Origin of the sequence: Trichocoleus sp. ST-U1 (assembly GCF_039961835.1) — a bacterium.
Classification (GTDB): domain Bacteria; phylum Cyanobacteriota; class Cyanobacteriia; order Cyanobacteriales; family FACHB-T130; genus FACHB-T130.
The window spans coordinates 42,660-67,339 of the sequence record NZ_JAMPJZ010000009.1; the positions used below are offsets into that span (position 1 = coordinate 42,660).

The 24,680-nt window shown below is 47.6% G+C and carries 25 protein-coding genes and 1 pseudogene; 7 read left to right on the forward strand and 19 right to left on the reverse strand.

Annotated features, from left to right (window positions below; genetic code table 11):
* Positions 1 to 75 precede the first annotated feature (75 nt).
* From yqeK to NDA06_RS05590, 5 genes are all read right to left on the reverse strand, one after another.
* Positions 76 to 681: a bis(5'-nucleosyl)-tetraphosphatase (symmetrical) YqeK gene (yqeK, locus tag NDA06_RS05570; RefSeq protein ID WP_190985012.1), complete on the reverse strand. Its 606-nt coding sequence runs from the start codon at positions 679 to 681 to the stop codon at positions 76 to 78.
* A gap of 146 nt (positions 682 to 827) precedes the next feature.
* The gene (locus NDA06_RS05575) at positions 828 to 2,057 is read right to left on the reverse strand and encodes a glycosyltransferase family 4 protein (RefSeq protein ID WP_190528377.1); all 1,230 of its coding nucleotides are present in this window, start codon (positions 2,055 to 2,057) and stop codon (positions 828 to 830) included.
* Between the two features lie 216 nt (positions 2,058 to 2,273).
* Positions 2,274 to 2,723, reverse strand: coding sequence for an anti-sigma regulatory factor (locus NDA06_RS05580; protein WP_190412556.1), 450 nt, complete (start codon positions 2,721 to 2,723; stop codon positions 2,274 to 2,276).
* Positions 2,724 to 2,745: 22 nt separating this feature from the next.
* Entirely contained in the window at positions 2,746 to 3,744 is a 999-nt protein-coding gene (locus NDA06_RS05585; RefSeq protein WP_190985013.1) for an anti-sigma factor antagonist, read from the reverse strand.
* Positions 3,745 to 3,967: 223 nt separating this feature from the next.
* Positions 3,968 to 4,111 carry a hypothetical protein gene (locus NDA06_RS05590; protein ID WP_190534628.1) on the reverse strand — a complete coding sequence of 48 codons (144 nt, stop codon included), beginning with the start codon at positions 4,109 to 4,111 and terminating at the stop codon, positions 3,968 to 3,970.
* 109 nt (positions 4,112 to 4,220) lie between these two features.
* On the opposite strand from NDA06_RS05590, the gene NDA06_RS05595 reads away from it, so the two are divergent.
* Positions 4,221 to 5,009: a 7-carboxy-7-deazaguanine synthase QueE gene (locus tag NDA06_RS05595; RefSeq protein ID WP_190985014.1), complete on the forward strand. Its 789-nt coding sequence runs from the start codon at positions 4,221 to 4,223 to the stop codon at positions 5,007 to 5,009.
* Positions 5,010 to 5,207: 198 nt separating this feature from the next.
* Positions 5,208 to 6,686, forward strand: a complete 1,479-nt coding sequence (locus tag NDA06_RS05600; RefSeq protein WP_190985040.1) for an esterase-like activity of phytase family protein — start codon at positions 5,208 to 5,210, stop codon at positions 6,684 to 6,686.
* 164 nt (positions 6,687 to 6,850) lie between these two features.
* Here the strand turns inward: NDA06_RS05600 and NDA06_RS05605 are convergent, their stop codons facing one another.
* The 4 genes from NDA06_RS05605 to NDA06_RS05620 form a co-directional block, all read right to left on the reverse strand.
* A complete protein-coding gene (locus NDA06_RS05605) occupies positions 6,851 to 7,495 on the reverse strand; it encodes a DUF3318 domain-containing protein (RefSeq protein ID WP_190412559.1) in 645 nt (214 codons plus the stop codon).
* Between the two features lie 83 nt (positions 7,496 to 7,578).
* Entirely contained in the window at positions 7,579 to 8,136 is a 558-nt protein-coding gene (locus NDA06_RS05610; RefSeq protein ID WP_190412560.1) for a hypothetical protein, read from the reverse strand.
* A gap of 53 nt (positions 8,137 to 8,189) precedes the next feature.
* On the reverse strand, positions 8,190 to 8,315 hold the full coding sequence (locus tag NDA06_RS05615) for a hypothetical protein (RefSeq protein ID WP_277877557.1): 126 nt from the start codon (positions 8,313 to 8,315) through the stop codon (positions 8,190 to 8,192).
* 56 nt (positions 8,316 to 8,371) lie between these two features.
* Positions 8,372 to 8,602: a hypothetical protein gene (locus NDA06_RS05620; protein ID WP_190412561.1), complete on the reverse strand. Its 231-nt coding sequence runs from the start codon at positions 8,600 to 8,602 to the stop codon at positions 8,372 to 8,374.
* A gap of 403 nt (positions 8,603 to 9,005) precedes the next feature.
* Between NDA06_RS05620 and NDA06_RS05625 the strand changes: the two genes are divergently transcribed.
* Complete coding sequence (locus NDA06_RS05625; protein ID WP_347277007.1) at positions 9,006 to 9,875, forward strand: hypothetical protein; 870 nt, start codon at positions 9,006 to 9,008, stop codon at positions 9,873 to 9,875.
* Between the two features lie 217 nt (positions 9,876 to 10,092).
* Here NDA06_RS05625 and NDA06_RS05630 read toward each other — a convergent pair whose 3' ends face one another.
* From NDA06_RS05630 to bchL, 4 genes and pseudogenes are all read right to left on the reverse strand, one after another.
* A complete protein-coding gene (locus tag NDA06_RS05630; protein ID WP_190429383.1) occupies positions 10,093 to 11,499 on the reverse strand; it encodes a ferredoxin:protochlorophyllide reductase (ATP-dependent) subunit N in 1,407 nt (468 codons plus the stop codon).
* 112 nt (positions 11,500 to 11,611) lie between these two features.
* Positions 11,612 to 11,731: pseudogene (locus NDA06_RS05635) on the reverse strand (DUF5331 domain-containing protein); the annotation flags it as partial.
* A gap of 59 nt (positions 11,732 to 11,790) precedes the next feature.
* Positions 11,791 to 12,405, reverse strand: coding sequence for a DUF5331 domain-containing protein (locus tag NDA06_RS05640; RefSeq protein ID WP_348251689.1), 615 nt, complete (start codon positions 12,403 to 12,405; stop codon positions 11,791 to 11,793).
* Positions 12,406 to 12,415: 10 nt separating this feature from the next.
* Positions 12,416 to 13,282, reverse strand: coding sequence for a ferredoxin:protochlorophyllide reductase (ATP-dependent) iron-sulfur ATP-binding protein (bchL, locus tag NDA06_RS05645; protein ID WP_190412565.1), 867 nt, complete (start codon positions 13,280 to 13,282; stop codon positions 12,416 to 12,418).
* Positions 13,283 to 14,110: 828 nt separating this feature from the next.
* Here bchL and thiO point away from each other — a divergent pair.
* Positions 14,111 to 16,099 (forward strand): glycine oxidase ThiO, encoded by a 1,989-nt coding sequence (gene thiO / locus NDA06_RS05650; RefSeq protein WP_190985017.1) that lies wholly within the window; start codon positions 14,111 to 14,113, stop codon positions 16,097 to 16,099.
* 183 nt (positions 16,100 to 16,282) lie between these two features.
* Positions 16,283 to 16,462, forward strand: a complete 180-nt coding sequence (locus tag NDA06_RS05655; protein WP_190412567.1) for a ssl1498 family light-harvesting-like protein — start codon at positions 16,283 to 16,285, stop codon at positions 16,460 to 16,462.
* Between the two features lie 120 nt (positions 16,463 to 16,582).
* On the opposite strand, the gene NDA06_RS05660 is transcribed toward NDA06_RS05655, so the two are convergent.
* From NDA06_RS05660 to NDA06_RS05680, 5 genes are all read right to left on the reverse strand, one after another.
* Positions 16,583 to 17,386 carry a tetratricopeptide repeat protein gene (locus NDA06_RS05660; RefSeq protein WP_190985018.1) on the reverse strand — a complete coding sequence of 268 codons (804 nt, stop codon included), beginning with the start codon at positions 17,384 to 17,386 and terminating at the stop codon, positions 16,583 to 16,585.
* Between the two features lie 181 nt (positions 17,387 to 17,567).
* Positions 17,568 to 19,628 carry an RNB domain-containing ribonuclease gene (locus NDA06_RS05665; RefSeq protein ID WP_190985019.1) on the reverse strand — a complete coding sequence of 687 codons (2,061 nt, stop codon included), beginning with the start codon at positions 19,626 to 19,628 and terminating at the stop codon, positions 17,568 to 17,570.
* A gap of 129 nt (positions 19,629 to 19,757) precedes the next feature.
* Positions 19,758 to 19,973, reverse strand: coding sequence for a 30S ribosomal protein S18 (rpsR, locus tag NDA06_RS05670; protein ID WP_190412875.1), 216 nt, complete (start codon positions 19,971 to 19,973; stop codon positions 19,758 to 19,760).
* A gap of 86 nt (positions 19,974 to 20,059) precedes the next feature.
* Complete coding sequence (rpmG, locus tag NDA06_RS05675; RefSeq protein ID WP_190412570.1) at positions 20,060 to 20,254, reverse strand: 50S ribosomal protein L33; 195 nt, start codon at positions 20,252 to 20,254, stop codon at positions 20,060 to 20,062.
* A 50-nt stretch (positions 20,255 to 20,304) separates the two neighbouring features.
* Positions 20,305 to 20,847 (reverse strand): RDD family protein, encoded by a 543-nt coding sequence (locus NDA06_RS05680; RefSeq protein ID WP_190412571.1) that lies wholly within the window; start codon positions 20,845 to 20,847, stop codon positions 20,305 to 20,307.
* A 293-nt stretch (positions 20,848 to 21,140) separates the two neighbouring features.
* Between NDA06_RS05680 and glp the strand changes: the two genes are divergently transcribed.
* On the forward strand, positions 21,141 to 22,382 hold the full coding sequence (glp, locus tag NDA06_RS05685; RefSeq protein WP_190985042.1) for a gephyrin-like molybdotransferase Glp: 1,242 nt from the start codon (positions 21,141 to 21,143) through the stop codon (positions 22,380 to 22,382).
* Positions 22,383 to 22,476: 94 nt separating this feature from the next.
* Here the strand turns inward: glp and NDA06_RS05690 are convergent, their stop codons facing one another.
* Positions 22,477 to 24,117 (reverse strand): serine/threonine-protein kinase, encoded by a 1,641-nt coding sequence (locus NDA06_RS05690; protein WP_348251690.1) that lies wholly within the window; start codon positions 24,115 to 24,117, stop codon positions 22,477 to 22,479.
* 275 nt (positions 24,118 to 24,392) lie between these two features.
* Between NDA06_RS05690 and NDA06_RS05695 the strand changes: the two genes are divergently transcribed.
* A complete protein-coding gene (locus NDA06_RS05695; protein ID WP_190985021.1) occupies positions 24,393 to 24,656 on the forward strand; it encodes a hypothetical protein in 264 nt (87 codons plus the stop codon).
* The last annotated feature ends 24 nt before the right edge of the window (positions 24,657 to 24,680 follow it).

Consider the following 24,680-nt stretch of genomic DNA (forward strand, 5'->3'; position numbering starts at 1 on the left):
GAGATGCTGAAGTTTCTATTTTAATTTTTGAAGTTTCGAGCCTCAGCTTTTTATGGCTTTTTTTAACTTTTCATTTCATTTATCCTTCCTCCTTTCAGCTTCAGGTTGCTGCTTTTTGCTAGCGATTTGAAGTGCCCAATTACGGCTACGGATCGTTCGAGGGTGAATTAAGCAACGAGTTTCGAGGAGATATTTCAGGGAATAATCGCAAGTTAGCCAAACAGCTTTGTAGAGATTTTGCCAAGCAACTTGTCTTAAAGCTTCTAACTCAGGAGTGTTACCTCTGCCTGGTTCCAGAGTATCAGCCAAAAACACGATACAACTCAATTCACTCATTCCTGGTCTGCCTAAGGTGTGATCCTGGATTGCCTGCAAAATTTCTTCATCAAATATTCCAAATTTGTCTCTAGCAACAATTGCACTAACATCTGCGTGCAATAAATGCGGATTTTCTTCATCCACCGGGTCTAATTTCAATCCTTCTTCTCGTGCCATTTGTAACAGCAGCGAAGGCTTAAAGTATTTTGCGAGATCGTGCATCAACCCCGCTGTCGCTGCTTTTTTCTCGTCGAGTTGATAATGCAGCGCTAGCTCAATAGACATCTGCTCGACGCCTAATATATGTTTGATTCGAGCGGCAGGGACACGATCTGCTAACCAGGCTAAGACCTGTTCGCGCATTGGGCGAGGAACTCCATAGGGCTATCGGGACAGAAGCAAAGGGCAAAGCCTAAGGCTTTGGGCGATCGCTAGTTCCCAGGATAATAAACGCTAGGCATCGCGCGATCGCTACTTCAAACCGACAACCATTTTGCTTTCATTCTAGATCAATGAAGCCTAACCTCATCAAACAGCTTCTCATACTGCTCCAAGGCGTGCTTAAAGGAGTAATTTTCGATAGCATATTGTCTGCCTTGCTGACCCAGTCTTTCCGCTTTGTCAGGGTTTTTATATAAGTCTAAAATTGCTGCTGCCAGAGCCTCAGGATCTTCTGGGGGAACGACGACACCGCCGCCGCTATGCTGCACTGCTTTAGCTGCCGTACCACTAGCAGGAACAGAAGCCAGAATTGCCCGACCGCTGGCTAGCAGCACCTGAATTTTAGAAGGCATATTGAAGGAAATCACGTTTTCCTTTTGCATCACCAACCCTACATCCGCCGCTGCCAGTAGTTCCGGTAATTTTTCGCGGGGTTGAAATGGCAGTAGCAAAACGTTTGGCGCATCCACTTTTTGACAATAAAGCTCTAGGTCTTGTAAGGCTTTATCTTCTCCCACAATCACCACAGCAATGTCGGGAATATGTCGCAGGCAAGTCGCCGCATCGATCAGGGTCTTTAAGGGTTGGGTGCGACCAATGTTACCGGAATACAGAACCACAAATTTGCCGTCGAGTTGGTGAACGGCTCGAAAATAATTATTTTCTTTAGGCAAAGGTTGGATAAAGTTAACATCAACCCAGTTAGGAATCAACCTAATTTTACTTTTTGGGACTCCTTTACCAACTAAATTATCAACAAATCCATCAGCAATGACGCTAATCTTCGTCGCTGTTCGGTAAGCAAAATTTTCCAGCTTTTCAAAGATGGCAATCATCCGTTTGTTGGTGAGCAACCCCGTATGAACTGCGGCTTCCGGCAAAATATCCTGGAGGTTCAAGACTACCGGACAGCGGTGCAACCATCCCAGGAGCGCGGCTGGAACGGAAACTGGCAGGGGCGGTACGGTTAACAAAATTACGTCTGGTCGCCTGCCTTTGAGGGCATGGACTAAGCTGATCAGGACAAAGCTTGCATCCAATAGAATTCGATCTATCAAACCCGGTTTCGGGCGAATCCAGACATAATTGCGCTGAATGGCTACGCCATTTTCTAGTTCTGTTAGGTACAATTTCCCCTTATATTTCTCGTAGATGCGCCGTTGCGGATAGTTTGGCATGGCAGTGACAACTCGCACTTGATGACCTTGTGCTACCAAACCTTCCGCTAGTTCGGTCATCAAGGGGGCAATGCCGATTGGTTCGGGATGGTAGTTGTAGGAGTAAATCAATATCCGCATGATCTAGGTCTTACCAAATATTTAGCACCAAGCTTTTACCTAGTCTAATCGGGGGTTGCGGTATGTTGGTACAATCGCGCATCTTCTTTGAGGAATAATGTGGCTTTTTCTCGGTCTATTTCTCGGTCTATAAGTGGGATCGCGCTTGTAGATGAGATTTATTCCCAGTTGTCAGAAGCAGCAGCACATCTAGGAGAAAGCGAATACTCTCCAGTTTTAGCGAATTTTTCTTCGCATCAGCAAGCAATTTCGTTCGTCAGGCATCCGCGTGTAATCGAGTTCATCTGTGAATTGTTGCATAAATATCAACCCGCGACCTCCTTCATTCTCCAGGGGGTCAAAATCCTTTTGACCCACCACTTGCAACTTTGATTGCAGCTTGGCTTGCAAGTTAAACGGTTTTCCGTAGTCCCAAATCCGCATTTCCAGATAGCTAATATAGACTTTCACCTCAATCTGTATTGGGGTGGTTGGGGGCAATGAAGAATGAGCGTGGCGAATGACGTTCGTAAACCCTTCAGTCAAGGCTACCTGGGACTGCCACCATAATTCATAGGGCAGTAGCGGTAGAGTAAGTTGCTCAAACCATTGCAAAACTTCTGTTAAAGCATTTAGATCCGTCTCCACCTGAAGGCGGGATTGTGCTATTGGTTGTTCCTTTGTCATTAACAGAAGTAATTGAGGTTTCCTAATAAGCACCACTGTTTTTGCGAAATAAAATTAGGATTGTTTTAACAATTAACTTGAGGTCGTAAATCAGGCTCCAGTTCTCCTGATAGCGCAAATCTAAGCGAATCACATCTTCAAAATTGCGTACTTGCGATCGCCCATTTACCTGCCACTCACCCGTCATTCCTGGTTTCACATCTAAACGCTGCCATTCCGGAACTTCGTATTTTTCTACTTCATCAGGTGTCGGGGGTCTCGTACCGACTAAACTCATCTCCCCTTTCAGAACATTCCAAAACTGCGGCAGTTCATCCAGGCTTGTCTTCCGTAAAATTCGACCCACCCGTGTTACTCGCGGATCGTTTTCATTCTTGAAAAAGGCACCGCTGGCTTGATTCTCGATTTTGTCTTTCAGTGCTTCCGCGTTTACGCACATCGAACGGAATTTCCACACCTGAAACCGTCTTCCCATCCAACCGCAACGGATTTGACTGAAAAAAATCGGGCCTGGATCGTCGAGCTTAATCACAATGACGATGGGAATAAACAAAATTGCCGTAATCCCTAAACCCACCAGCGATCCCACCACATCAATACCACGTTTAATCCACGAGCGGACGGAAGGATGAGTCGTTGGTAGCTGAATCTCTGATTTTTTCCCAGGGGTTGTGGTTGTGCTTTGGCTTGGCGGCTCGATCGTTAAAACTTGATCCAGCCCCGTCATCGATAACACTGCCATCACTTGAGGATGGACACCCCGAAGTACTAATTCGACTTGTTTTTCCCGCGCTAGCTTTACATTACTGACCAGCGCACCAATACCACTGCTATCAATAAATGTGGTCTGACTCAAATCAAAAACTAATTGCTGGGTAACGGCACTCTCTTGTAAGAATTGCTGACAGCTTTTCTTAAAAGCCACGGCCTCAAGAACAGTAAGGCGAGGGGGTAGCTGGACTACAGGAGTGTCGTTGAAGAACGTAATCCGAAAATCTGCATCGGGGATCGGTCCAACCATGTAAACCTAGTGCTAAGGTGCCATCTTATATTTTGAAAAATATTTGAGATTAGTCAATTCAACTTCATTAAAAGTTTTTGTAAAGAATTATTTTATTGTTTTGATATAATTCTACCTAAATCAAATTCATCGAGTGTCCATAGTAGCACTGAAATAGCGAATTGTACCAAGAATTTTTTAAACTGCTTCTAAGGGTACCAAAGAGCAAACATCTTGGCGGTGGTTAAAAATTGTAGTTATCGTGAGTTATCCTCAGGGATCGACCGGAATCATCAATATTGACAGAATTATCAAGCGGTGAGAAGGCTGACTGGGGAACCCCCTGCCAACAGCGATCGCTGTTGGCAGCACGCGGAGATTCAAGCATCCTTCCCACGTGGTTAATCTAGGAACTCAAGGCAGATAATGAGATTAGTAGAAACCTTAAAGTAAACCCAGTCCGGAGCGAATCAGTCGCATCTCAAGTCAGAGCAACAATGACCCCTAAAACTGCCGACTATCCCACTGCGCGGCTAATTGAAGTCTTCTCCGCCATTCAAGGGGAAGGACTGAATGTAGGCACCCGCCAAATATTTATCCGCTTTGCCATCTGCGACCTGCGCTGCCATTTTTGCGACAGTGCCCACACCTGGTTAGCGCCAGATAAGTGTAATGTGGAGCGAACACCTGGGCAAAGAGATTTTGAAACCCACTCCAATCCAGTGTCTAGCTCGGTGTTACTAGAATGGATTGAACGGCAAAATCAACCCGGTTTGCACGACAGCATCAGCCTCACGGGTGGCGAACCGCTGCTTCATGCTCCCTTCCTAGCTAAATTTCTGCCTGTTTTGCGCCACTCCACAGGGTTGCCAGTCTACCTAGAAACTGGCGGTCATCGTCCAGAACAACTAGCCCCGATTTTGCCCTTCCTGGACTCTGTAGGCATGGATATGAAGCTGCCTAGCGTCAGTGGAGAACAAAGGTGGGAAGCGCACAGGGAATTTCTCCAGCTTTGCCATGACTCACGGGTTGATAGTTTTGTCAAATTAATTATTTCTAGCCAAACTGAGTCATCTGAGCTGGAACAGGCAGCTGAATTGGTGGCAGCAGTTAGCCCTGCTATCCCGGTGTTTTTACAGCCAGTGACACCCCTACAAATGCCCCATCATCTGCCAGTGTTTGCTCCAACCCCCGCGCAGGTTCTGGAGTGGCAGGCATTAATGAAGCGAAGTCTCAAACAAGTGCGAGTTGTGCCACAGACTCACAAAATGCTGGGTCAACTTTAGAATTGTTCATGGTTCATCAGGAATTCTCAGGAACCACGAATCCTGATTAGTAAATTTGTGTAGTTGAATAAAGAATTGATGAAGAACCGGAATACTTATGTGAAATTACTGTGTGGAAGACCGCTTTAAAGTTATCTTTAACCAGCTTTTAAAGTAACCGTCTGATGCTCGTGATAGTAAAAGTTCTGAGGCTAAGACATTATGAAAGCAAAGCATTGGCTTTGGACGGTTAGTTGCTCGCTGGCACTATCTACGCTCTCTATCACGGCAAATACCACCTCTACTTATGCCGCTTCCCTGGTTAATACTCTGGCGATTCCGGGGGAAAGTACGGATCTATTCCCGACTAATGGCGGCAATGGTGGTGCTAACATCAATCGCTTAGGTTTTTTCTCGGATCTATATTACGATCGCTACGAGAATGTGTACTACGGTTTGGGCGATCGTGGTGCAGGAGGCGGTGTACTTTCCTACGAAACGCGAGTTCAGAAATTTTCGCTGGATGTTGACCCAAACACGGGGACGATTAGCAACTTCAAGCTGCTGAAGACCATTTTATTTACTAAGGACGGTGAGAACCTCAACGGATTGAACCCCCAGTTACTCAACGGCGATACCGGAATTCTGGGTCTTAGCTTCGATCCAGAAGGCTTTGCAGTTGCACCCAACGGCAACTTCTACGTTTCAGACGAGTATGGCCCCTCTGTTTATGAGTTCACTTCGACTGGTTCGTTCATCCGGGCGTTTGCCACTCCAAGCAACTTACTTCCTCTAGCTGGAAGTGTTCCCAACTATGTCGATGGTCGCCCAATCCTTACTAGCGGTCGCCAGGATAACCGAGGCTTTGAGGGAGTGACTCTTAGCCCAGACGGTAGAAAACTGTATGCGATGCTGCAAGACCCGCTCGTAACTGAGGGAAGTCCCGATGGACGACGCAGCCAGAACTTGAGAATTGTGGAGTTTGATACGGCAACAGGTGATAGCGTTGCCCAATATATTTACCAGCTAGAAAGTCTTGCCGCTATTAACGATCGCATTCCCGGAACTGATGACGATTTTGGGCAGAATTCTCAAGGTCGTAATATTGGTATTAGCGCCATTACCGCCCTCAATAACAATGAGTTCCTGGTACTGGAACGCGATAATCGCGGCGTGGGCGAAGCCGATCCTCTAAGTGAAGCCCCAGTCGCCAGTAAGCGGGTTTACAAAATTGATCTCACAGGTGCCACAGATGTCAGCAACATCAGCTTGATAGGTACAAATACTTTACCATCTGGCGTAATACCTGTTAGCAAGTCTCTGTTTTTAGATGTTGCAGCGCAGCTGAAGGCGAGTGGTCAAGTAATCCCTGAGAAGTTGGAAGGTTTGACAATCGGGCCTAAGCTAACGGATGGTTCCTACGCAATTATCCTTGGCACGGATAACGACTTTAGTGTGACTCAGGGGAATGCTGGTCAGCAGGATGTTTGCACAGATGGTACAGCCTTTACTCTCGTATCTATTGATAGCGGCTGTCCCGCCGGACAAAAATTACTTCCAGGCTACCTCTACTCGTTCAAAGCTAGTGCTACAGAGTTAGAGGGGTTTGTACCTCCGGAAAAAGTGCCAGAACCAGCGGCAACGGCTGGATTAATGCTACTGGGTTTTGGCGGTTTGTTGCTGAAGCGGCGGCAATAAAAAGGCAATGGCAATATAAACGGTGCCCAAATTCGGGTGTAGCTTTGGTACACCCGAACTTGGGGAAAGACAGGCACTCATGTAAAACAGAACAATTCTTCAATCTCGTTACTCAGCTTACGCCTGGTAACGAAGATTTGGATGCGATCGCATCGGAAGAGTCTTTATACTGAGTCCTCGCGTGCGCCTTTGACTTTAGCTTTGGCTTTGGCAGCGCTACGCTTGAGGGCAGAAAGCCGCGTTTCGTATTTGCTCCGTTGCCTTTTGTTTGGGGTTAGCTCTAGCAAAGCTTTCAAAGCGCTACCCAAACTTTTGTAGGCGTTGGGGAGGGAGTAACCAAAGCGGGTGGCAAGCGCGATCGCTTTTTCATCCGCTTCAATCATCTCCTTTACCTGCTTCTCTCCACTATTTTTTTGATACAATCTCCAGCCTGAGACACCACACAATGCCAAGGCTAATATCAACAGCAAGCCATCCTGCACCCACAGTTCGCCGACAGCACCGCCTAAACCAATTGCAAGCGCTGCCATTTCCCAGCCATCTCTGGGGATGGTGTCGTTTTGAATTCGGGCGACTTCGTGCCAAAACAGTAAATTCCGCTGATCGAGTGCTAGCTGATCCCATTTCACTAGATCAATTTGAACCTCAATTTGATCCTTGCCAATTTCTTCACAGCGGATCAGGGGTGGATTCACTTCAGTCGTTCCTTCGACTGTTACCCAGCTTTGCAATTCTGGCGGCAGTAAGGTTTTTAACCGCCGGAGTTCGCTCATCTCAGCTCTAGCAGAAGAGGTTGCATAGGATGTCATAGTCGTCCAGCCCCAGGAAATTCGCTTTTCAATCGTAAGGTTATTACTTTGGAGTATAGCGATCTTCGTGCCCGGATTCAGATTCACTCAGATGGGAATAGTCCCCGCTTCTTACGCGCTTCCATCGCTCTCTCCAGCATTTGCAGTAATCCAGGAGCTTCTTCTTGAAGGGTAAGCAGTAGCCTTTCTCCCAATTCTCGATCGCCTGGATCTTTGCCGGTTTCCATCACCTCTTTCAGTCGAGGCATCGCTACATTATCAATAATTTGAATTAAACCTGACAAACAACGGTTGAATTGTTTTTCGGTAAGACTTGAATCTTCTAAGGGAAACTCAATGATGGCACGAATTTCGCCATCGTTTGGGTCATATTCCCATTGCAGCATTTTGGTTTCCCAGGAAATGCACAGCATTGTCTGGAGGATCGCTTCTTTGTAAGGATGATCTTTAACTCCAGATATAACTTGGGGCGCAAATACCTTGAAAAATTCCCCATCCTCATCCAGCTGGACAACAATCAAGAATTCGTCTACGTTTTCAGCTTGTACACCCGTCAGAATCCGGTACGCTTCTTCGTCAATATGATATTTCCAACCTTGATTGTCTAGATACGTGGCAATCTGTCGTAAAGTAGCGCCCATGACAGCCTCGCTGCGTCAGGTGGAGCAGGAATAACACGACACAGTATAACGTGCTATCTGACAACGGCATATAGAAAGCCGTCTTTAGTTAGGGCTTGGGGCGATCGCTTGCTTCTAACGCTGTTCCGATCGGGGTTTGGGTTGGAGCTAGGATAGCGATCGCGTCTTTTGTTTCTCAAGCAATTTTGCTCCGAAAAACCCAATGCCAGATGCCTGCGGTACAGTTCAAATTTGCTTAGCGCTGGTAGGAACGACCGCCAAGATAGAGTGCTGCTGCGAGGGCGATTCCAGGTAATGTAATGACTGCTGCCAATGGAGAACGTAACCAACTCGCTTGCTCGTACCGTTCTCGATAATAAGTAGACCTAAGCGAACAGGGTTGAGCGGAACTGACTGAACCCAACAAAATGCTACTAGCGATCGCAGTGCTAGAAGCGATCGTAACCAAAGATAATTTTGTTTTCATACAGTTTTTTCTCCTACCGCGTTTTAGTGCAGGGAACGATCCTGAGCGATCGCCCAAAGTTTCATTTAATTCTAGCTGCCTCTGACTAAACTGGGGTTGAATGCTACGCAAGTGCAAAAAAGGGGAGTGCGATCGCTCTAACTCAGACAAGCTAAAACTAAAGTGGGTTTTGTAACTGTACAACCCTTCCGGAAGGCTTTGTAGCACTTCAAGCCAGTACGTCTTCTGACACAAATGCCTTTTTCCATCTAATTCGCACAGTCAAACTACCAACTGAAAACTGAAGAACTAACAAAAGCTTGGAAAGCATTTATTGATGGTGCCATGCAATTAGGTTGAAATTCAGTATTACTCCTGAATCGGAGCGTCTTTGAGGGCTGTTAAAATACCCAGCAGTTTAGCTGTGTATATTGATATGAACTTAGAGCGATCGCTCATGAAGCTAGCCAATGCCGTATCTAAGCTTAATGAACTTTCATCAATGGAAATTTGTACTGAACCAGGATGTACTAAACAAGTTTCTAAACCAGGTCATAAATTGTGTTACGAGCATTGGAAGGCTAACAACACTCAAGCGTCACCCACACCAAAACCTAAACCGAAGCCTCAGCCATCGTCTTCCCCACCGCTGTTGTCCGCTACCAGCATCAGCGAGAAACTGGCAATACCCAAGCACAAAGTTAATCCCATTTTGGCTGAATTAGGATTGTTGAGCAAAGACCAGAACGGCTGGGTTGCTACCAAGTTAGGAATTAACTTCGGTGCGGTGCAAAAAACTTATTCGCAAGACGGCACGCTATACGTTCTCTGGTCTGAGTCGATTCTGACGAATCAAGCGTTCCTCACGACTATCCAAAGTATCAATGGTGATAGTTTAGAAACAAGTACCAAGGAAGCAACCAGCGAACAAGGGTTTCGCGAGAAGTTTCGGGCTAGCGCCCAGCATCGCACCACTGATGGGCATTGGGTTCGATCAAAGGCTGAAGCTCTGATTGATAATTGGTTGTATGTTTCGGGAATCGTTCATGCTTACGAACGACGACTACCCATTGAGGAAGAAGCGTACTGTGACTTTTATCTTCCATCAGGGAGAGTGTATATCGAGTATTGGGGATACGACAACGATCAAGAGTATGCGGCACGTAAGCGAGTTAAGCAGGAGCTATATCAGAAGTACCAGCTCAACTTAATCGAATTATCGGATGAACATATTAAGAATTTGGATGATTGCCTACCCAGAATATTACTGAAGTTTGGTGTAGTTATTAGTTAAAGAACTCATATAGTTATCCTGTGTTTGCGATCGCTTCCTCTCTTCCTTCGCGTCCTCTGTAGTTGGGTAAAAAAGCGATCGCAATTCGACCCTTCTATCAAGATGACCTAACTTTACTGATAAAAGTAATAGGAGCGATCGCATCTAGATCGCTCCTACTATTTATTATCTATTACGCCCCTCACCGAAAAGCGGAAAGGGGCAAGGGGCGAGGTTCTTAAATCTTCGCTTCTTCTCTCACTAACTTATCCCAACCCAAATCTTTAAGGTTGTTATTCCGGCGCAGCGGACGAGTCACCAACTCCAGAATGTCACGAGCATTTGTAAAGCCGTGAATCTGAGCAAAAGTGAACTCAACAGACCACTTAGTATTGATACCGCGTGCTTCCAGTGGGTTAGCGTGCGCCATACCAGTAATCACCAAATCTGGTTTGAGTTCGTAAATACGCTGAATTTGGTTATAGTTGTCCGGCTTCTCCACAATTCTAGGCGTTGGTACACCCATTTCGTGGCAAGTTTTCTCTAGCAACGCCAACTCAGCGGCTTGATAGCGCTTATCCATGTAGGGGATGCCGATTTCCGGGCAAGTCATGCCACAGCGCACCAGGAAACGAGCTAAAGAGATTTCCAACAAGTTATCGCCCATGAAGAAGACAGATTTGCCGCGAATCAACTGGACATAGTCTTCCAGATTTTCCCAGATTTGCGCTTCCCGCTCCTCTAGCCCTTTGGGTTCAATCCCAAACACCGAGCAAATTTTCTCAATCCAGGCGCGGGTGCCATCGGGACCAATGGGGAAGGGTGCGCCGATGAGTTTGCACTTGCGGCGACGCATCAGGGTGGTAGCAGTGCGGCTGAGGAAGGGGTTCATGCCAGAGACGTAGTACCCTTCTTCCAGAACTGGCAATTCGGTGTAACGCTTGGATGGCAACCAACCTGAAACTTTAATGCCTTGCTTTTTCAGTTCCAGTGTCAGATTGGTAACAACTGGATCGGGGAGAGAACCGAAGAGAACCAGTGGCGGATGCTTGACATATTCCGATTCATCGGCGGCAACATCTTCTTTTTTCTTGCCGAAGTTGAGCAGAGAAGCGATCGCATTCCTTTCTTTCTTCTCAGTTTCTACCACGGGCGCTTTATCGGGACACCGGGCAGCCATCGCCGCCAGCACGGTGTCTTCCCCTTGAGTAAAGGCGTAGTCTAAACCATTGGCGCGAGCCGTCACAATGGGGATGCCAATTTCGGATTCTAGCTTGGGTGCCAAGCCTTCCAAATCCATTTTGATGATTTCGGTTGTGCAGGTGCCAATCCAAACAATGACGCTGGGGTTGCGATCGCGCTTAATTTGCAAACACAGCCGCTTCAACTCTTCATAGTCATTCAACTGAGCGGAGATATCTCCTTCTTCCAACTCAGCCATCGCGTAGCGGGGTTCCGCAAAAATCATCACCCCCATCGCGTTTTGTAAGAAGTAGCCACAGGTTTTTGTACCAATAACTAGGAAGAAACTATCTTCTATCTTTTGGTACAACCAAGCTACGCAGCTGATGGGACAAAATGTATGATAATTTCCAGTTTCACACTCAAAATTAAGCGCTTCCGGTTCTGTATTCGCAAGGGTCATAGTAAAGGTTTCCTCTCAAATTTTTAATTGATTGTTAGTCAAAAGGTGATTAGTTATTAGTCATTCCAGAGACCAAGAAATTCTGACTTTATGACTCATAACTATTGACAAATTACTCAGGCTCTGGGATTAGAGCGACAATCTCTGCATCCTTAAGCTTCATTTGCAGAGCGATCCAGGAACGATTCGCTTGAAAATATTCCAACCACTTCTGCTTCAAAGCAGATGTAAAGTTTTCAAAATAAAGTCATACTTTCTGTTAGCTCATCCTGCCAATACTGATGTTAACTTTTAACGCTGCCAAGGAAAGCGATGCTTTTTATAAACTCCCTCGCAAGATTCATCCACCTTAGCAGCGATACGACTGGCTGATTGAGCAACATTGAGAGCAGCCGGAGGTAGCATTCTGACTTCCTCTGTATCTGTTTTTTCAGCCGATAGTGCCTCTAGCTCATCGTCGGGAGCAGCCGGTATTGCCTCTAGCTCATCGTCGGGATCGAAGTCTAGCCCAAAGCTCGCCACAATTCGGTCGGGGTCTGCATTGAGGTCCACAATCAGGGGAAGCATCTCATTAAATTGCGGGTCTAGAGTCGATAGCGTCGCCAAAATGAAGCTGGAGGTAGGGCGTCTTTGTCCTTCAGATGTCACCCAGACTTGCAGACGATTGAGCCAGTGACGATTTCTTCGATAGTAGTCTAGCCATTTGGCTCTGACCGATTCCCGTAGCTGCTCAGGACGTAACTGCTCAGGACGTAACTGCTCAGGATGTAGCTGCTCAGGACATAGCTGCTCGGTGTTCACAGTTGGACTTGATGCTGATGCTGGTGAAAATAATTTGGTTTGGAGAATGGTGCATAACAATACGCACGTCAAGATTGACACTAAAAGCATTGATCCATTCTCCATCCTTAGATCCCTAAACCATCATCATATCTAGCTCTTGTTCTTCAGTCTTCACCTCTGGCTTGGTGGGATTGAGGTAGAAATCAGACAGCAAGGAGAACAACTCGCGGTCTGGAGCATCGTTAGGCACAACACCCTCTGGACGCGCCAGAATTTGGTCGGCAATGTTGAGGTAGTAATCGCAGACGTAGTTGAGCGAGGGGTCAGTCTCTGCCATTTCAAACAGAGTTTTGCCCTTAACGCGGGAAACGCGAATGTCTTCAATCAGCGGTAACACTTCTAGCACTGGCATCGGTACCGCAGAAATGTATTTCTCGATCAGGTCGCGCTTAGCAGTGCGGTTGCCAATCAATCCGGCGAGACGCAGGGGGTGAGTCCGAGCTTTTTCACGGACAGAAGCGGCAATCCGGTTGGCTGCAAACAAGGCGTCAAAGCCGTTGTCAGTGACAATCAAGCAGTAGTCAGAATAGTTGAGGGGAGCTGCAAAGCCGCCACATACCACGTCACCGAGTACGTCAAACAGAATGATATCGTACTCATCGAAGGCGTTCAGTTCCTTGAGTAACTTCACGGTTTCGCCTACCACGTAACCGCCGCAACCGGCACCAGCTGGGGGACCCCCTGCTTCTACGCAATCAACGCCGCCATAGCCTTTGTAGATGACATCTTCAGCCCAGACATCTTCGTAGTGGTAGTCCTTTTCTTGAAGCGTGTCGATAATTGTGGGAATCAGGAAGCCGGTCAGGGTGAAGGTGCTGTCGTGCTTGGGGTCACAGCCAATTTGCAGGACTTTCTTGCCGCGCTTGGCTAGAGCCACAGAGATATTGCAGCTGGTTGTGGATTTGCCGATTCCGCCTTTTCCGTATACTGACAGTTTCACGCGCTTCGTCTCCTATAGTTTCATTTCAAACCAGGATGGTTGTCTTTGGTGTTAGGCAGGGCATGAATAAAGTCGCTGCCGAAGAAAGCCAGCCGTAGATTGCTTTTTATCTGGGTATGAACTGCATTATTGTCCAACTGCCGCAGAAAATAAAGGGGATGGAGGAATGGATTAGGTACTAATCGCGATTATTGAGAAAATAGATAATTCTTTAATGTTTTTCTTTTGCTAAAAATGCTGATAAAGCTGCAATTTAAATATTTAAGAGGTTTTGTACTCTCTTAATTAAGAATGGGGAACAAAAGACAAAAAGCTCGGGGCGAAGAGAAGACGCTCACGCTACAACGTGAAACCGATAATTTGAGGCTATTTAGGACTCTGCGAACAACGTCGCTCGTCGAGAAAGTCTTAAACTGTACCTATAACTCGGATTGACTTCGCCTAATCGGCTACACTGCCTGAAGCAGATGGCTAATCAAAAGGGTCACAGAGGCATCTGCAAGTAAAGTGGGGATTTTGATGAATAATTATTAATTTTTGAGAGACAGTTTTCTAGGAATCCGAGTTGAGTTCACAGTCAGGGAGAAGATCGCAGAGGGGCGGGAAGAGGCTAACATCAATCACCGAAAGGGGAGGAGGGATGGTTTTGCGGAGCGCCTGGTGTTCCGAAGCAATCCGTCGTCATGACCAAGACTAAAGCGATCGCTACCCCTCATCGAGAACGCTTCTTGACTAGGCTTAAATTAGGACGCCATTTTTTTCTAAGGCGTATGCGTTGATTTATTGGAAGCCTTAGAGTCGGATTTTAGTGAAAGCGGCTATATCTATATGAATACAGAAACTGACATTCTTATCATCGGCGGCGGTGCGATTGGCTTAGCGATCGCCCTCGAACTTCGCTTACGGGGGGCAACCGTCACCGTCTTGTGCCGCGACTTCAATTCCGCAGCGGCTCATGCTGCTGCTGGAATGCTAGCACCCCAAGCAGAAGGGATTCCGACGGGCGCAATGCTGGATTTATGTCTGCGGAGTCGGGATTTGTATCCGGACTGGGCAAGCAAACTGGAAGCGATCGCAGGGGTATCTATCGGCTATTGGCCTAGTGGCATCTTGGCACCCGTTTATCTCAATCCTCAGTCCTCAGCCCTCAGTCCTCACTCCTTAGCACATTGGTTAGATAAAGATGCAATTCATCAAATTCAACCCGGACTGGGTTCAGACGTTGTTGGTGGTTGGTGGTATCCCGAAGATGGTCAAGTAGACAATCGGGCTTTAGTTCAAGCCTTGCGGGTGGCAGTGAGGGAATTAGGTGTAGATATCCGTGAAGGCGTGGCAGCTGAAGCCCTCCAGCAACAGAACCGGAGAATCAACTGCGTCAGAACAGCATCTGGGGATTTTCGCGCTCAACACTATGTCTTAGCCACCGGGGCTTGGTCAAATGAATTATTGCCAATTCCGGTCAGCCCGAAAAAGGGTCAAATGTTGTCCGTGCAAGTGCCTGGTGGCAGCCAAGAGGGATTGCCTCTCAAGCGGGTGCTGTTTGGTGAGGAAATCTACATCGTGCCGCGTCGGAATGGACAACTGATCGTGGGAGCCACTAGCGAGGATGTGGGATTCACACCCCATAACACTCCAGCCGGAATCAGAACCTTACTGGAAAGCGCGATTCGGCTTTATCCTGCCTTGCAGAACTTTCCTATCCAAGAATTTTGGTGGGGATTTCGACCGGCGACACCCGATGAGTTACCGATTCTCGGTTCTAGCGCCTGCGAGAATTTAACGCTGGCGACGGGTCATTACCGCAATGGAATTTTGCTGGCACCCGTGACGGCCTCCTTAGTGGCAGACTTGATTTGGGAGCAAAAGTCCGATCCCCTGTTAGACCATTTTCACTACTCCAGGTTCTACGCTGGATCTAAACCCATCAATGCAACCCCCAAAATGCTTCAAATAAGCCATCCTTCTGAATCCGGGAGAATTCCAGGCTCGTCCATACAGATGAATCATTCCTTGGAAACCCTGCCATCCGATCCTTTAATTATTGCGGGTCGGACTTTTCGCTCTCGCCTGATGACTGGTACCGGCAAGTATCGCAGCATCGAAGAAATGCAGCAAAGTATTGTGACTAGCGGTTGCGAAATTGTTACTGTGGCGGTGCGCCGGGTACAAACAAAAGCGCCCGGACATGAAGGGCTGGCTGAAGCGTTGGATTGGACAAAAATCTGGATGCTACCCAACACGGCTGGCTGTAAAACGGCTGAAGAGGCGATTCGAGTGGCACGTCTGGGGCGGGAGATGGCAAAACTTTTGGGTCAAGAAGACAATAACTTTGTCAAGTTAGAGGTGATTCCTGACTTAAAGTATCTCCTGCCCGACCCAATTGGTACTTTGGAAGCGGCAGAGCAACTAGTGAAGGAAGGCTTCGCGGTTCTCCCTTATATCAATGCTGACCCCTTACTGGCTAAACGATTGGAAGAGGTTGGCTGTGCGACGGTGATGCCTTTGGGTTCTCCGATTGGTTCCGGACAGGGCATCAAGAATGCAGCGAATATTGAAATCATTATTGAGAATGCTGGGGTGCCGGTGGTGGTGGATGCCGGACTAGCTACGCCCAGTGAGGCAGCGCAGGCAATGGAGATGGGGGCTGATGCCGTGTTGATCAATAGTGCGATCGCTGGGGCAAAAAATCCAGCCGCGATGGGTCGCGCAATGGCTCTGGGTGTTGAGGCTGGGCGTCTCGCCTATCAAGCCGGACGAATCCCTGTAAAAGTCTACGCCAACCCCAGTTCTCCCCTGACTGGCACGATTACCAGTTAAAGGCTAAAGGGGCTGAGAAGAATGTAAGTTCAACCTCTCCTTGGCACCCCTGCACTTAGTCGGTACCAAGATTCTCTCCTCTGGCGGAAGTAGTGTAAATAATTCATGCAAAAGATAGAGTACATTGACCCGATTTTTTGTTACAATTATTTACAAAATAAATCCTAGATAAGGATATCATTCATGCGATATACAACCGAAGACGGCGGACGTTTGAACAATTTTGCAGTAGAACCAAAAGTTTACAAAGCAGAACCGCCAACCCAGGATCAAAAGCGTAACTATCTCTTCATGGGAATTGGCGCGATCGCTTTGCTTAGCAGCTTAATATTTGTTGCTATTTCGGCATCCAATGTAGGCTAAGCACCCACCTGATACTTTTTAGGAACGGGTGAAATAAGGCAAAAGTAAAAAGTTAAACGTAAAAAGAAACAGAATTTCGTTTTTTTGTCTTTTGCCTTCTACTTTGAATTGAACGTAGGTTTACCGTTGAAGGTTTTTTGTCGCTTCTAGGGCGTCTTGGTAACTTTCTGTTCTTCCTTGGGACTTGAAAAGGTCTGCGGATTTCTGAAAATCTGCAACTGCGGCTTGACGATTATTCAATCGTAAGTAGGTGATTGCGCGGTTGTAATAGGCTTCAGCAAATTTAGAATCTAAATTTACCGTCTGAGTATAATCGTCAAGCGCTTTGGCATGTTGTCCTAGCCGGTTGTAAGCTAAACCCCGATTGTAATAAGCTCTGGCATTCTTGGGGTCGATTTGTAAAGCTTGGTTAAAATCGGCAATTGCGGCTTGGGTTTCTCCTAGATCGTCGCGAGCATTGCCTCGGTTAATATAGACACTTGCATCTTTGGGATTGAGTCGGATCGCCTCTGTAGAATCAGCGATCGCTTGTTGATAATTTTCGAGAAGATAGTAGGAATATCCCCGGTTGCCGTAAGCATTTCCGTACTCAGGATTAATCCGAATCGCCTCAGTGTAATCTGCGATCGCTTGCTGATAAGCTCCGAGGACGTGACGGGCATACCCCCGGTTGTAATAAGACTCTGCATCCTGGGGAGCAAGACGGATCGCTTCGTCAAAGTCTGCGATCGCCCCCTCATAATCACCGGCGTCTAGTTTATCAACGCCCCGGTTGTATAAATCAACCGCGCTCATCGTTGCCTTATTATTATCAGCTGCACTCAGTAACTGGCTGGGCGGCAACTGAGCGTAGACAGCAGTAGGAATTCCACCAATTACTGTGGTGATTCCGACAATGGCGATAGTTTTGCGAATGTTATTCATAGCTTGTCTTTTCTCGCCCCGCTGGAAAGGACTGAGGACTGAAAGCTGAAGACCGATCGTTGAGGTAAAAAATAAACATCAGGGGAAACGTGAAATCTATTTTCTGTTTCTTCCTCTTGAGGTAGTCCTCAGCACTATTTTCTCACTCAGTCCTGTCGAATCAATCCTTTGCACTATTTTTTTACGTGCCAGCTGGCTGAGCTTCCTGATCGATAAGCTGGCGGAACTGAATGACATCTTGCCGGGGGTCGGCATGGCTGACTCGGACTTCTAAGCGATCGCCAAGTGCCACTGAGTGGGTGAACCGCATCGCCAACTCTAATCCCAAATCTTCTAACAAAATTAATCCTAATCGGTCATCTTCTCGCAACCATCGCAGCATCAGCGCTTGCCAAACCTGATCGCCATGACGCCGCAGGTACTCTAACCCCCAATAACGATTTGTCTGGCGTTCCACTAACCTTGCTTCTTGGGAGGCGGTGCCGATACCCAGCATAACTTCTTGTAACTCTTGCGCTGAGAATGGCGTGGGTTCACCGCGTAAATGCGCCTTTATTTGGAAATGCGCCAGCAAGTCGCTGTAGCGGCGGATTGGAGATGTTACCTGAGCGTAGGTTTCCAGCCCCAAACCGGCGTGTCGTCCCGGCGTGAGGCTCATTTCGCTACGAGGCATACATCCCCGCATTGCACAAAATCTCACAGGTCCTGCGGGCAGCTGCAATAGTTCCTCTTCTGAGGGAAGTTCGGGTTGGGGTTGACTGCGAAAGGGCAGAGGAATATTGTGAGTTTTGCCGTAGTGGGCAGCCACTTCACCCGTGAGAATCATCATCTCCGCTACCAACTGGCGTGCGGGTGAGTCTTCCAAAATTTCAATGATGATTTCGTCACCATTTACTTTAATCATCGCCTCTGGCATATGGATGTTAATCGAGCCTTGGGACTGCCGCCATGATTGGCGACGTTTCGCCCAAGAAGCGATCGCTGTTATTTCTGGTTCTGCCTGGATACCCAGTTGCAGCATCTCATCCACATCGTCGTAAGTCAGGCGATAGGTCGGCTTAATTAAGCTGGCACTGATGCAATAGTCCTCTACGGCACCTTTTTCATCCAAAAGCACGCCAAAGCTCAGCGCCCAACAAATTTTTCCTTGCACTAAGCTCATCGGCCCGGTTGCCAAACTCGGCGGGAACATCGGAATCATCCCCGTCGGTAAATACAACGTTGTGGTACGCCGTCTAGCTTCTAAGTCTAATTCATCTCCTGGGGAAACCAAGCGCGAGGGGTCGGCAATGTGTATCCAAAGCCGCTGACGCCCATCGGCGAGGGTTTCCATACTCAATCCATCGTCTATTTCCTTTGTACTTTCATCATCAATCGTGTACACCTTCAAATGAGTCAGATCTAATCGGTGCTCATCCGAATCGTTCGGCGCGAACTCAGCATACTGCTTAGCCACTTCTATCACCTTGTCTGGAAAGTGAACGGGGATCTGACTGCGCCGCAGATATAGATTTTCGTGAGGACTCCACAATCCCAAATCCACCAGCAGTTGAAACGCAGCTTGGGGAGTTCCGGGGCGTCCAAGCTCGCTCATTGTTTCCAAAACAGGTGCTGGAGGGGGATAGGCGCGATTCAGAGATTCTTGATTGAGTCCAGCACGAACGACATCTGTCAACAGAGCCGCATATTTTTCAATGGCTTCCAGGCGTTGACGTTCGCGGCGTTCCCACTCTACCTGTTCGCCAGAGAGCGCCTTTTGCACGCGCTCTACAAATTCTTGCCGCCGCAAGAGCCGTTCTTTTTCGACTTCTATCTGATGTTTTAGTTCTGCTACCTGAGTAGCAGGACGCGGCTCGTAGCGATCGCCTTTTTGCTTGAAATAAAGTCTATCTTCAGATAGCAAATAGTACGCTGCGTAACATAGGGGGGCACTTTTGTCAGAAAACAGCACTGACGCCATTTCCACATCTGTAACGCTCGTTCCATCCTCTACCAATAATTCCCATGCTACCTCCAAGCCAGTTGGGTCCAGATAGCGCTGTACCTCTTGGAGGAAGCTGGAAATTTGTGCAGGTTTATAGCTTTCACCTGCAATCTTATAGGTCATTTGTCGGGGATGGATGATGTGGGATTGACCTTTCTCGTCTACCACAATCCAGTGCGTTTTGCCTTCTTGACGTTCTGCAACAGCAAGACGCCGCTCTCCATGCAGCCGAAACTCAATTAACGTTCCTTTCTCCACAAGTTTTTGGCTTACGCAGTAGCATTCATTGGACAGCCCATCTATCTACCAGTTTAGCGGCGTGGCGATTGTAAATTGTAGATTTTCGATCTAAGTCCAAAATCCACCCATCCCCAATCCAAAATTGAGTTAACCTTCAGGGTTAATAAAGGGCAACAGAGCCAAAAGCCGTGCCCGCTTAATTGCTACGGTTAAATCTCGTTGTTGCTTTGCTGTTAAACCTGTAATTCGGCGAGGCAGTATTTTACCCCGCTCTGTAATAAATTTCCGCAACAAATCGACATCTTTGTAGTCGATGGGTTCGTCAGGTTTAATTGGGGAAAGGCGGCGACGGAAGTAAGTCATCGTTGGTGATTCGTTGTTAATTGTCAGCACTCAGCACTCAGCAGTCATTGGTCATTAATCAAAAACTAATGACTCAGGACTGATGATTACTTAATTTCTTTGTGGACGGTATGTTGGTTGCAGTGGGTGCAAAACTTTTTCAGTTCAATCCGCGCCGTCGTGTTCCGGCGGTTCTTGGTGGTTGTGTATCGGGAAACACCCGGCGATCGCTTGGCGATGTTGGTGCGACAGTCGGTGCATTCCAACGTCACAATCAGGCGCGCCCCCTTCTTACTTGCCATAATGCTATTTCTACAAAATTCAAGAGGACAAAATTAAACACAAACCAATATTATTTCATACGACGAGTCACTTGAGCAAGTAATTTTTTGACGCGGATATCTAAAGAATAACCTCGGCGCGTCTGCACGATACAAGTTCGCCCAACGCGATCGTGAAAAGCTTGTTGCCACTCAGCATCTGCAAAAGCCACTCCACAATCCACTGCTAGAGGGCTGATCAGCAGCAGTAAAGAGACCCCGTTCGACACCCCAATGGTCAGTCCCACCATCGCCAAAACAGCAGCGAATCCCAGAATCCCTTCGCGCTTGCATAACTCAAAAAGCCCAGGAGTTTTGCGGTATTTGGGATCGACGACTTTCATATCCAAAGCCCAGCGTCCCACACTCTGTCCCTGATTTCGCGCAACCAGAAGCACTCGCCCAGCTAGCCATGCGATAATGAAAACCAAGATTTGTGCAATCGGGATACCCGGAGTATTTGCCCCAAAGGGCAAGCTAAAGAGCCAAATAATTAGAAAATCAATCGCAAAAGCAATACACCGTCGCTCAATTGGCACCTTAGGTAATCGGCGGTTGGTCAGTTCGTTACGCATGAAAAATAGCTTTTCCGACGGTCTATTTCCATATTAAGCTTTCACCTAACCGCTTTTTGTCTGTTGTCCGTGAATGTGTTGATAGCGACGACTCTAGGGGTACGGCTCTCCAAACAGTGCCCACCAACTAACTGGCATCGGCGGGTTTCATTGGATAGACAAAAGCGACTCACCGATATCTTGGTTAAAAGAGCCGCTAGGCAATGCAACTAACCTGTAGATGCGATGAATCAGCGTCTCTACTAACTGACAATTTTTTAGACAATTCTTGAGAAGAGGCTGGATTGATGGCGATGTTGTTGGTTAAAGAAGCAGAGGCAATCATTTTCGATTTAGTGCCACCTCTAGATAACCAGATGGATGCTGAGGTTGTAGACCTCTCTCGTGCCAATGGTCGGATTCTAGCGGCTGCGGTGACGAGCGAGTTGGATTTTCCCCACTGGACGAATTCAGCAATGGATGGGTATGCGGTGCAATTTGCCGATGTGCAGGGAGCTAGCGCCGAACAGCCAGTGGTGCTGGAAATTGTAGAAGAGATTCCAGCCGGATATCAACCGCAGCGATCGCTCCAAACTGGGCAAACCGCCCGCATTTTGACGGGTGCGGTGATGCCAGAGGGCGCTGATACTGTAGTGATGCAGGAAGTGACGCGGCGGGAGGAGAAGCAAGTGTTTATCTTCGCTGCTCCAGCAGAATTAGGAGCCTTTGTGCGTCACCGGGCAGCTTTTTACCAGGCGGGAACTCCCCTTTTGCCAGGGGGAATTAGACTCAATGCTCCGGAAATCGCTATCTTAGCAGCGGCTCAGTGTACTCAATTGCCCGTTTACCGACGCCCTCGCGTGGCAATTCTGTCCACTGGCGACGAATTGGTGACACCGGATCGAACCCTAAAGCCCGGTCAGATCGTGGACTCCAATCAATACGCCCTCGCTGCATTAGTGGCACAGACGGGCGCAGAACCTCAGATGCTGGGGATTGTCAGGGATGAACCAGAGGCACTCAAGAAAGCGATCGCGCAAGCTGTCGCCACCGCTGACGTGGTCATTTCCTCCGGCGGCGTTTCCGTAGGCGACTACGATTATGTGGATGAAATTCTTGCCCAACTCGGTGCTGAGATTCATATCCGTGCTGTTGCGGTTAAACCCGGTAAACCTTTAACCGTCGCCAGATTTCCCAACGCCCAGCGTCCGATTCTATACTTTGGTCTACCGGGAAATCCAGTTTCTTCCTTGGTGAGTTTTTGGCGATTTGTGCAGCCAGCCGTGAGAAAACTTGCTGGTCTAGCTGATGGCTGGGAGCCAAAGTTTGTACAAGCGCGATCGCATCACGATTTGCGTTCAGACGGTAAACGAGAAAGTTACCTTTGGGGCAAAATGAATTTAGTAAACGGTACTTATGAATTTCATTTGGCTGGCGGTAGTCACAGTTCCGGTAATTTAATTAATCTTGCTCAAACTAATGGTCTGGCTGTTTTACCAGCAGGTCAAACCTTCATTGCATCTGGAGATCCGGTGCAAGTTTTACCAATTGGTTAACCCAAAGAGTCATTGGTAAAAACTTTAAAGTTTTGAGTTTTGAATTACAGAACTCTCTTCGTACTCAAAACTTATTGCGCTTAGTTCCTTCCAATTACCAAAAACCTCTTTTGCCAGTGGTTAAAACGGTTGCCCAATTCGTTTTTGCCTGCGATAGCTGTTCCTCGCTAACTTTTGCCCCCGTGAGATTAGCGCCACACAAATTTGCACCTCGGAGATTCGCATGATTGAGATAGGCAAAGCTCAAATCTGCACCGCGTAGGTCAGCTCCTTCCAAATTTGCCGTGCTGAAGTAAGCCCTGCCCAAATTTGCCTCCTTCAGAATTGCTCCAACTAAATTCGCCCTGCCAAAATCGGCACTAGACAAGTCAGCGCCCTGAAGGTTGGTTTTAGCTAACTTAGCCTGATGAAAAATGCCTCCTGATAGGTTAACCCGTTGCAGGTTCAGCGAGCTTAAATCTTGAGAGGCAAAGTCTCGTCTACCTTTGGTGTAGGCAGTTAACACGCCAACAGCATCCAACTTGGGAGGAAGTTTTGACTTAGCATTGCCGTTAGAACCGCTATTTTTGAGCATCGTCGGCGGATAACCAGAGCCGGTAGCAGGACTTGGTTTATACATACTTCCCCCGGTTTGCGGTCCGGTCATGCCTAACTTTTCTCGACGTGCTCGAATTGCCATCGCCAGACGTTCTGAGGCGGAAGTGCCAGTCGAAGGGGCTGAGGAAAGCGTTGGACTGCTTAAGTCTCCAGAGTTGGTGTAGCGATTGCCTGTTTGTGGTTGTCGCTGGGAGCTATTGGGTTTAGTCGTTAAGCCTTGCTCCAAGCTGTCGAGATAAGGTTCAAGGTCAAGCGCTCTCAACACTTCCTCAGCAGACTGATAGCGATGACGAACCGAAACCTCTAGCAATTTCTTGAGAACATCAGCAAAATGATCGCTGATCTGAAGCTGCTTTCGCCAGAGCATTTCGCCCGTTGACGGGTTGTAATCTAAGTCTTTTGGCGATTTTCCAGTCAGCAGATAAACGCAAGTGACTCCCAATGCATACAGGTCGCTCGCATAAACCGGGCGCATTGCCATCTGTTCGGGCGGGGCAAATCCAGGTGTCCCAATTGCGTAAGCCGTCAAAGCGGTTTGCTCGGAGCTACTGTTTGCCGTTGTCGGACTGACTTGGTTTTTCACTGCTCCAAAGTCAATCAGAACCAGTTTGCGGTCTTGTTCGCGGCGAATCAAGTTGGCGGGTTTGATGTCCCGGTGAATCACCTGCTGGCTGTGGATGTAGTGCAGGACGGGCAAAATCTCGCTTAAGAATTGCTTGACACCAGCTTCGCTTAGAGGTCCCGATCCTTTAACCTCCTGCTGTAGCGTCAAGCCGCTGATATACTCCTGCACTAAGTAAAACTGCTGGTTGTCTTCAAAGTAATCCAGCAGCCGTGGCACTTGGGGATGATTGCCGATTTTCCCCAAGGTTCTGGCTTCTCGTTCAAATAGCTCGCGTGCCATTTGTAAAACGTGGGCTACAGTCGTTGCTGGTCTTAGTTGCTTGATTACGCAACTTGGCTCCCCAGGCAAAGACTCATCCTCAGCTAAAAAGGTCGCTCCAAAACCTCCTTGCCCCAGCGCTTGACTGACTCGATAGCGCTTTCGTAATAGGAGTTCTGAGCCACAGGACCGACAAACTTCGGCGTGGTCGTGGTTTTGCGGATTTGGACAGGCGGGATTGAGGCAGTAGCTCATTCAGACTCACCGGGATGCTGAAACCGGATATTGCTACCCTAACTTAAATTATCGAGGCATTAATAAACAATAAGCATGGTACATTTACGGACAATTCTTTAAAGAGTTGCTAAAGACGATTAATCTTTGCTTAAAGAATTGAAAAACGATGTACTCCTGCAACTGCCAAGATTTTTCTCAAACATTGCAGTTAGAGACGGTATTAAATTGTAATCAAACAACTGGCGAACAAAAGAAGCGGATCGGGATTAAGCACAAAAATTGTTTCCATATCTTTGATAGCACATCCGGAAGCGCTAGATGTGATTGGTGTTACCCCTAAAACACTCATGCTATCTGGAAGGGAGGGCAAAATTTTGGCAGAACAAAAGAGAAAAGAAGCTAAGGGGGATGGTGCTAAGCAACACGCTCACCTGGAGAAGCGATCGCACTCACCCTCCCGGAAGACTCTCCCAGAAGGCTGCGTCTGCGGGCATTTCTATCTTTGGCTTTCCCCACTCGTCGCCGGAATGCTTCAGCTGTACAAAACGGTAAAATGATCGGGCTGAGGTAAGTAAAAGCTT